Consider the following 8,046-nt stretch of genomic DNA (forward strand, 5'->3'; position numbering starts at 1 on the left):
GGACCCGTTTTAGGGTTTGGACTACGGCGTTCGTGAGCACACTGCCTTCGCCGCCTTCAACGACATTCCTGACAGACCAGGCAAGGAGATCGGCTGCTTGCAGCGGAAATAGCCGCTTGTCGGAGCCGAACTCTGGAGGGGCTCCCAGAAGCTGCACTTTCTCCGGCTCCAGCGCCAGCTTCAGCACATCCCACCACCCCTCCGCGTCTCGCCCTATCAGCCCTTGTTCGTCGAAGACGAACTCGACCTTCGTGTCGCTGATATCCAGCGTCCGCTTGCCGAGCTCTTGGACAAAGCCCAGGGTCAGAACGATGATCTGATTGAAGAGCAAAAAGTAGGGATTATCGAGTTCGCGCCAAGGCGACACTCCTCTGATGTGAGTGTCAAAATCCTCCTTGAAGACCATCGCAGAGATGCGAGCGACAGCCCACCTTTCCGCCACCTCGGCGAGCGCGAAAACTTTCTGATCCCGGAGGGGACCCGGCCAACGATCGAATTGTCCTCGCAGTGAGATTGCCTCGCTCATTTTGAAGTAATCGATAGCGGGATCCTTGTTCAAAACACCCTGCCATTCCGCACTGAATCGCTGCCAGCTTATGCTTGGCGCAAGAAACCCGCCCAGTGCGTAAATCCCCTCGCCGCCGTGACTCCCGCTGTCGTCGAAATACCCTTGTAGTAGTGTCACCACATGCCCTTCGCTGCTCCGAGTATTCTACTTGTATTGAATTTCGACGCGGTCAGCTCCCCCGACCGTCGATTGAGGCAACATTTATTCCTCCCGAGTGCGTCGTCCAATCAAGCCCGCCGCACCTCCTTCCCCTGCGGTGAAGCCAAGCTTCGTCAGACCAAGTCGTATTTCTGGGGCGCTCATGAACAAATTCCATATGAGCCCCGTCCGGTGATTCTCGATCATCACCACGATCGGCCCCTGATTGATCGCGAGATAGGTTCGTGAGTACCAGTTTCGGTTTTCGCAAAACGCATCAACAAAACCGTACCGTCCCCAGATGCGGCTTCGCGGTTTCGTCAGGAAGCCGCGTAACGCGCCCATGGCTTCTGTCGGCACATAAGGGAAGCTCGACAGTGCGGCGCTTGGCGTGATGACGCCCAGATCCCGGTCTGGTGCATGCGCGGCGTAGCCCCCCGGCCCGTGGCTCGATGTCAGGCCCCAGCAATCGGATCCGTAACCGATTTGACCATGCGGATTGAGGACGCAATGCCGGTGATTAATCTGGGCGTGCCGAACGTTCTGGTCCCAATAATCGGCATGGCGATCCACGAGGCCGCGCGGATCAAGTCCACAAAAAGAGTAATGCGCGAAAAAGAGCGGACCGCCGAAATTCATGCCGAGCGGTAACGAGATCCCGTGGTACTCGCGCCCGTTTCGAAAGCCGGACCCGGCGGCGAAGCCGTCATGATAGATCTTCGGATCAATAGGGTGGGATGACGATCCGGCCGCCAGCACAAAACTGAGCAGGCATTCGTTCCAGCCCCTGATCGGGCGATCCATCGCCCAGCCATGGTTCGGGCTCCAGTGCCAGTGGAGCTGCCTGTCCCCACGTACGAACCAGTTCCACTCGGCCTGCGACTGCATCCTGTTCACGCGATCACGCAGGGTGTTTTCTTCTGCAGTGTCGCCGGCAAAATATTCGCGAGCGCAGATCAGTCCCTGGAACAAGAAGGTCGTCTCGACCAGATCAGCGCCGTCATCCTTGCGCCGGAAGGGGATCGTCTCTCCTGTGCGGCCGTTGATGAAATGTGGAAACATGCCGTGGTACCGCGGCGAACGTTCCAGGAAGTCGAGCATCCGAAGCAATCGCCGCAGCGCTGCGGCGCGATCGATCCAATCGCGTTCTACCGCGACGATAAGAGCCATGATGCCGAAGCCGGTGCCGCCGATCGCAACGAGATCATTGGCAGGGTCGCCAGTGGTCTTCTGCCTATCGCGGGCAAGGCTGCTGCCTGGATGGGCGCCCTCCCAGAAAAACCCGACCGTTTGCCGTTGAACGATGTCCAGCAGCGTATCGTCGTCAAGATCGGCGGCGTGCGGTGGTAGATTGGGTGTGGGAAGTAAAGGCATTGTCGGCCGGGCGCTGTACGATTGATCAACGTGCTTATAACGACGTCGCACTCACACCGCGAATAAGTTGAGCTGGCGGCCTGACGATTCCGAATCAAGCGCGTCGCCCCCGCGGGGGAAGGCGGAGGAGCACCCGACCAGAACGGCGCTGCCGTGCGCGACCGTAACCGGTCGTCAGGCGTCGACCGACTCGGGGACGGTGTCCTGATCTACCTCAACGACGCCTGAGAGATATTTATCGTAGGTTTTCTTGAGATATTTTAAAGAGCTTTCCTTATCGACATTTGCTTGTAGGTGCTGCTGCACGAAGTGCATTCGTGCCTTGCACTCGGCGATGATCTCGGACCAGGTCTTGACCCAAACCTCCACGCGTCCGTCGTCAGTCTGTGAAATCTGCCCTTTCGGCTTGTCCTTTTGACGTGTCTTAACCTGCGCGAATCCATCAAGGTCATTCGATATAACCCAGAACGTCCAACGTGTTTTGAGATGGCGAAAGCGCTCATCGTCAGCGACGGTGTAGGCGTACTTCTCAACCTGCGTGATTTCATCAGCGCCGATCTTCACAGTTGGGCGTTTCAATTCAACCACAAGATGTTCTCGTTCATCGGCGTGATTCCGAGGAACAGACCGCGACAACATCAGGTCGACGATTCCAGTCTTACCATCGATGCGCTTTACCGGGGTGTCTATGACCGTATCCTCCCCGATCAGCTTCCGGTGCTTACGAAGTACCTCCGTTAGGGATTGGTCATCGACGGTGAGATTGAACTGCTCCCCAAAGACCCAGGTATTGTTCTCGGCGAGCATGCGGTGCAGTTGGCTGCGCTCCTTCAACAGCTTTTTGCTGTCGGGGTCGAAGAGCAAAGCCTCAAGCCCATGAACGAATTTCATTCGATCTGATACAAGCTTTGAGGCGCTGATCACGTTGGCAAGATCTGCTTCCTCGAGCAGCTTTGCGAGTTCCTGCTGCTTACGTTCTGGAAGATCCAACACCTCTTTCAGAATGAGCTGGAGCTCGTCAGGACCACGTTCGATGGCTTGACGCAGCATCCTAAGTTGGAATGCCTTTGTTTTGCGGTTGGCGTCTGAAAACTCCGGAAGGTGGTTATTCACGTTCAGAGCGACGATCTCGAATACCTTGCGCTCGGCGCGCTCCACGGCCGTTGTTGGCTCATCGCGATATGGATAGATCTCGTCGGCCTTCCATTGCTCGATTTCGGAGCGGGCTGCCTCGACCTCACGATTGCGAAAGAAAAGTTTGATTTTGCCTTCGGCCTCCTCATAGGCGGCCTGAAGAGGTCCGTTCATCTCAGCGAGTTCCAGAACTCCTCGTTTCTGAAGCTCGCTGATGAAAGAGGACTTGAGATAGGCAGAAAACTGAGCACCAGGGACATGAAAATTCGGAGAAATCCGGTGAAAGGGGAACCCTTCCTCGCCACACAGGAAAACCCATCGCTCCGACGCTGACGTCCATTCGATGAGCTCAAGGGCGGCAGTGTAGCTGACCCCATCTTCGACGATGGGGGCAAGAGGTAGTGTCTGGCGGCTAGCGATGAGTGCCGATGGATCGACGCGCTGATGTTCGACGTATACGGCGATGTCCGAGTAGTCGGTCAGATACAGCGCGAAAATTTGGGCGAACGAGTGAAGTGCTTGATCTGGCTCAAGGGACCGATAGCTGCGATCCAATTCTGTGATCCTGACTTCGACGCCAGGCTTGAGGCCACGATCCGCTTCGCAGGGTTCAGATACCCGAACATCGACGAGGTCCTCTCGCAGGATTGTGATCGTATAGCGCAGCAATTTATCATCCTGCCGATAGATGACAGTCCAATCGGCGACCCGGCCCAGCGCGAGAGCCTTGAAACGCCCCTTTCCCTCTTTTCCATGGAGAATTCGTGATTTCGTTTTTGAGCGGTTTCCATGCGCCTTCCAGGAGCCGCCGAGCTTTCCGAACAGTCCTTCAACCTCGTCGTGAGGAATGCCATGGCCATTGTCGCGCACCGTGATCGCCTGCATTCCGAAATCGTTGCTTTCGATCTCGACATCGATGCGAGAAGCATCGGCATCCGCCGCATTCCAAATTAATTCGGCAAGCGCGGGAATAGGCTTTGCATTGGCAAGCTTTTTTATGTGGTCGCTTTCGACCCGGACCTTGTAATGTGTTTCAGGCATGGTTCCCCCTGATCGGCACCATAGTCCAGGCTTGGGTTATCGCGCCATAGTGCGTCTACGGCGCCGCCGCGCTTAAACGGAGAGCACTCCCGGCGATGCGGCTACGTACAGCGTCATGCGGTAAATAATTCAAACTGACGATCGTCCGGTCGCTTGTCGCACGACCACGCTGCGCGCAGACGGTGATACTCTTCCTCGAAGCGGTCGCGTTCGAAAAACCACACACGCATCAGCGGATAGATGCGCTCATGGTAGAGCCGACGCTGCTCCTCGGTCCGCAGCTCAAAATCCCAATCGTCGAGCAGGAACGCGACCTCATCCTCCGGGCGACCGTCGTTAAAGTAGCCTTCTTCGCACATCTCCTCGAGGATGCCGGCATCGGCTGTCTGAAACAGCCATTCGCTGCGCTCTTCTTCCGATGCGAACCTGAAACGCTGCGGTTCTCGCACGAGCTCAAGATCGGCCGAACCCGGTACTTTGTCTGGAGCCCAGTCGGCACAGCAGACCTGCACCGCCGCCTGGTCGGCCTCATCCCAGACGGTGCAGATTGCGAGTTCGTCCTCGGGCACCTTGCCGGTAAAGCCACGGATGTCCCAACCCTCGACGACAAAACGCGCCATCGCTGCCTGGTCAGGCGTGACCCCGGCCTTGTCGAACACTTCCTGGGCGGCGAGCAGGCCGCGCACGATTTCTTCCGGCTGCGCTCCTTCGACGCGGATGGTGATGGTCATCACTTCCTCCTTCGTTATTCAGGAGCATCGACGCCTCTTCCTTCCGCAGGGGCACGACATCATCCCGATTGACTCTTAGTCAAGACGAGAACAAATGTAGAACATATCACAGGCTTTCCGCGTTTCAAGGGACAGATGAGTGTATCGGCGCCCCCAGCTACCATTTCCGAGCTTCGAGACCGCATCGCGCGTCTCGAAGGTGGAAATGCGCGCGCCCGTACGGTTTTGCCGTTTGGAGTGGCCGCGATCGACAGGGTTCTGCCGGGAGGAGGATTGGCTTTCGGCGGTCTGCATGAGGTCGCGGGCGGCGGGAATGGCGCTGTCGACGGCGCGGCTGCGGCACTCTTTGCAGCAGGGATTGCCGCCCGCACGGTTGGTAAGGTGCTGTGGTGCGTTACCCGGCCCGATCTGTTCGCGCCGGCAATCGAACAGGCCGGCCTGCCTCCAGGAAGGGTGATCTATGTCGAAGTCGGCGACGAAAAATCCGTTCTCGCTTGTTTCGAAGAGGGTCTTCGCGGCGGCTTTGGCGCTGTCGTTGCCGAGATTGCACGGCTTTCGATGACGGCGTCACGGCGGCTTCAGCTTGCCGCCGAAAGCTCCGGCGCCATCGGCATCGCCATTCGCCGCTGGCGCCGCCAGACGGAGGCAACCGATTTCGGCCAGCCTACCGCGGCCGAGACACGCTGGCGGGTGTCGGTCGTGCCGTCGACGCCATTGCCGGTTCAGGGAGTCGGGCGTGCGCGCTGGCAGCTTGAACTGATCCGATGCCGTGCAGGAGAGAGTGCAGATTTCATAGTGGAGGCTTGCGATGCCAAGGGTCGTATCGCTCTTCCTGCCGATGTGGCTGACAGACCGCTTCAGAAGGAAATCGGGCGACGCCGCGCCTCCGCCTGAGGCGCCGCTCGTCCTCATCGGCCGTGACGGTCGTCGCCGCGTCGTGCTTGCCGCCGATGCGGCAGCGCGCGCGGCCGGCCTGCGCGTCGGCATGCCGGCGAGCAAGGCGCAGGCGCTGGTTCCGGGCCTTGTCGTCCATGATGCGGAGCCCGAAGCCGACGCCATGGCGCTCGCGCGATTGGCGCTGTGGGCGCTGCGCCGCTACGCGCCGATCGTCGCCGTGGATCCGCCGGACGGCATCGTTGTCGACACGACCGGCGCCGATCATTTGCATGGCGGCGAGGCTGCAATTCTTGCCGAGATGGTGCAACGGCTCGCCGCTGCATGCATCACGGCCCGGGCGGCGGTCGCCGACAGCTGGGGGGCCGCGCATGCGCTGGCGCGCTTCGGTACGCGGGCCACGACCGTAATCCCCTCCGGCGAGACAGCGCAGGCGGTCCTGCCTTTGCCGGTCGCTGCCCTTCGCCTGCCCACAGCGACGATCGATAGCCTGCGGCGGCTCGGCTTCGAGACAATTGCGGACCTCGCTGGCACGCCGCGCGCGTCGCTCGCGCTGCGTTTTGGACCGGAACCCGGCCGCCGCCTCGACCAGGCGTTTGGGCGGGTGAGCGAACCGATCGAGCCGATCCGGCCGGAGGAAATCGTCGAAGTGCGCCGCAATTTTTCCGAGCCGATCGGCGCGGCAGAAACAATCGCGCGCTATACCGGCAAGCTGGTGGCCGAACTTTGCGCCGAACTCGAGACGCGAGGGCAGGGTGCGCGGCGGCTGGACCTTCTGTTCTTCCGTGTCGATAACCGCGTCGAGGCGATCCGTGTCGGCACAGCAATGCCGGTGCGTGACACGAAGCGCTTGACCCGGCTTCTCACAGATAAAATAGAAACTATCGATCCAGGGTTCGGCATCGAACTGATGCGGCTTGCCGCGACCGTTGCCGAGCCGCTGCGGGCCAAGCAGATGATTTCCCCGCTCGCCGAGGCGCCCGAACCCGATGTGTCGGATGTGATCGACATCCTCGCCAACCGTGTCGGTGAGGACCGCCTCTATCGCTTCGCCCCGGTGCAGAGCGACGTTCCCGAACGGTCGGTTCAACGGATTGCCCCAATGGCGCCTGATACCGGCGAGGGCTGGCCTGGCCATTGGCCGCGCCCATCGCGCTTGCTGCCACGGCCCGAGCCGATCGAGACGGTGGCCCTTCTCCCAGACCATCCGCCCGTGACCTTCACCTGGCGCGGGGTGCGGCGCCGTGTGAAACGGGCGGACGGTCCGGAACGCATCTTCGGGGAATGGTGGAAGCGCGACGCCGAGCTCGCGGCGGTGAGGGACTATTTCCAGGTCGAGGATGAGAACGGCGAACGCTACTGGGTCTACCGTGCCGGCGACGGCGAGGATGCCGCGACCGGATCGCACAAATGGTTCATGCACGGGATCTTCGGATGACGGGCAGAGCCCGATATGCTGAGCTGCAGGTCACCTCGCATTTCAGCTTCCTGCGCGGGGCAAGCTCCTGCGAAGAGCTATTCGCTCAGGCGGCGCTCCTTGGCATCGAGGCGCTGGCTGTCGTCGATCGCAATTCGCTTGCCGGCATTGTGCGCGCCCACGAAGCGGCGAAGGCGACAGGCGTCCGGCTGATCGTCGGCTGTCGCCTCGATCTCGCCGACGGCATGTCGATCCTGGTCTACCCGACCGACCGACCTGCCTATTCGCGCCTTTGCCGTCTGCTTTCGCTCGGCAAGGGCAGGGCCGGCAAAGCCAAGTGTCATCTCGAATGGGATGATGTCGTCGCGTATGGCGACGGACTGATCGCGGTGTTGGTGCCGGACGAAGCCGATGACCTCTGCGCCGTCCGTCTGCGGCGGCTGCGCGAAGCCTTCGGCGATCGCGCCCATCTGGCGCTCACCTTGCGCAGACGTCCGAACGACCAGTTGCGGCTTTACGAGCTGGCAGACCTGGCGGCCGCGATGCGGGTGCCGACAGTCGTCACCAACGACGTGCTCTTCCACGAGCCGGTCCGCCGCATGATGCAGGATGTGGTCACCTGCATTCGCCACAACGTCACGATCGACGACGCCGGCTTCCGGCGCGAACGGCATGCCGATCGCTATCTCAAACCGGCCGAGGAAATGGCGCGGCTGTTCAGCCGTCATCCCGAGGCCCTGGCGCGCACG

At 60.5% G+C, this 8,046-nt stretch carries 7 protein-coding genes; 3 read left to right on the forward strand and 4 right to left on the reverse strand.

The window, feature by feature from the left end; genetic code table 11:
- The 4 genes from AB7F49_RS36225 to AB7F49_RS36240 form a co-directional block, all read right to left on the reverse strand.
- Window positions 1-685: DUF3800 domain-containing protein (locus tag AB7F49_RS36225; RefSeq protein WP_428531794.1), on the reverse strand; the 685-nt coding region annotated here is incomplete at its 3' end.
- Between the two features lie 84 nt (window positions 686-769).
- Window positions 770-2,131, reverse strand: a complete 1,362-nt coding sequence (locus AB7F49_RS36230) for a glucoamylase family protein (protein WP_428531797.1) — start codon at window positions 2,129-2,131, stop codon at window positions 770-772.
- A gap of 123 nt (window positions 2,132-2,254) precedes the next feature.
- Window positions 2,255-4,255 (reverse strand): ATP-binding protein, encoded by a 2,001-nt coding sequence (locus AB7F49_RS36235; RefSeq protein ID WP_428531800.1) that lies wholly within the window; start codon window positions 4,253-4,255, stop codon window positions 2,255-2,257.
- A gap of 113 nt (window positions 4,256-4,368) precedes the next feature.
- Window positions 4,369-4,986, reverse strand: coding sequence for a hypothetical protein (locus AB7F49_RS36240; protein ID WP_428531803.1), 618 nt, complete (start codon window positions 4,984-4,986; stop codon window positions 4,369-4,371).
- 135 nt (window positions 4,987-5,121) lie between these two features.
- Here AB7F49_RS36240 and AB7F49_RS36245 point away from each other — a divergent pair, with 135 nt between their 5' ends.
- The 3 genes from AB7F49_RS36245 to AB7F49_RS36255 all read left to right on the forward strand — a co-directional run.
- Window positions 5,122-5,880 carry an ImuA family protein gene (locus tag AB7F49_RS36245; protein ID WP_428531806.1) on the forward strand — a complete coding sequence of 253 codons (759 nt, stop codon included), beginning with the start codon at window positions 5,122-5,124 and terminating at the stop codon, window positions 5,878-5,880.
- A complete protein-coding gene (locus AB7F49_RS36250) occupies window positions 5,795-7,318 on the forward strand; it encodes a Y-family DNA polymerase (RefSeq protein ID WP_428531809.1) in 1,524 nt (507 codons plus the stop codon). The genes AB7F49_RS36245 and AB7F49_RS36250 overlap by 86 nt, the downstream gene beginning before the upstream one ends.
- A partial coding sequence (locus AB7F49_RS36255) for a PHP domain-containing protein (protein ID WP_428531812.1) occupies window positions 7,315-8,046 on the forward strand: 732 nt, incomplete at its 3' end. The genes AB7F49_RS36250 and AB7F49_RS36255, both read left to right, overlap by 4 nt.

This window comes from Pseudorhodoplanes sp. (genome assembly GCF_050250235.1).
In the GTDB taxonomy this organism is placed as follows: Bacteria; Pseudomonadota; Alphaproteobacteria; order Rhizobiales; family Xanthobacteraceae; genus Pseudorhodoplanes.

Excerpts from the sequence above, each read along its gene's own strand:
- AB7F49_RS36245 (WP_428531806.1), top strand. The coding sequence starts at position 5,122 with ATGAGTGTATCGGCGCCCCCAGCTACCATTTCCGAGCTTCGAGACCGC.
- AB7F49_RS36235 (WP_428531800.1), bottom strand. The coding sequence starts at position 4,255 with ATGCCTGAAACACATTACAAGGTCCGGGTCGAAAGCGACCACATAAAA.
- AB7F49_RS36250 (WP_428531809.1), top strand. The coding sequence starts at position 5,795 with ATGCCAAGGGTCGTATCGCTCTTCCTGCCGATGTGGCTGACAGACCGC.
- AB7F49_RS36240 (WP_428531803.1), bottom strand. The coding sequence starts at position 4,986 with ATGACCATCACCATCCGCGTCGAAGGAGCGCAGCCGGAAGAAATCGTG.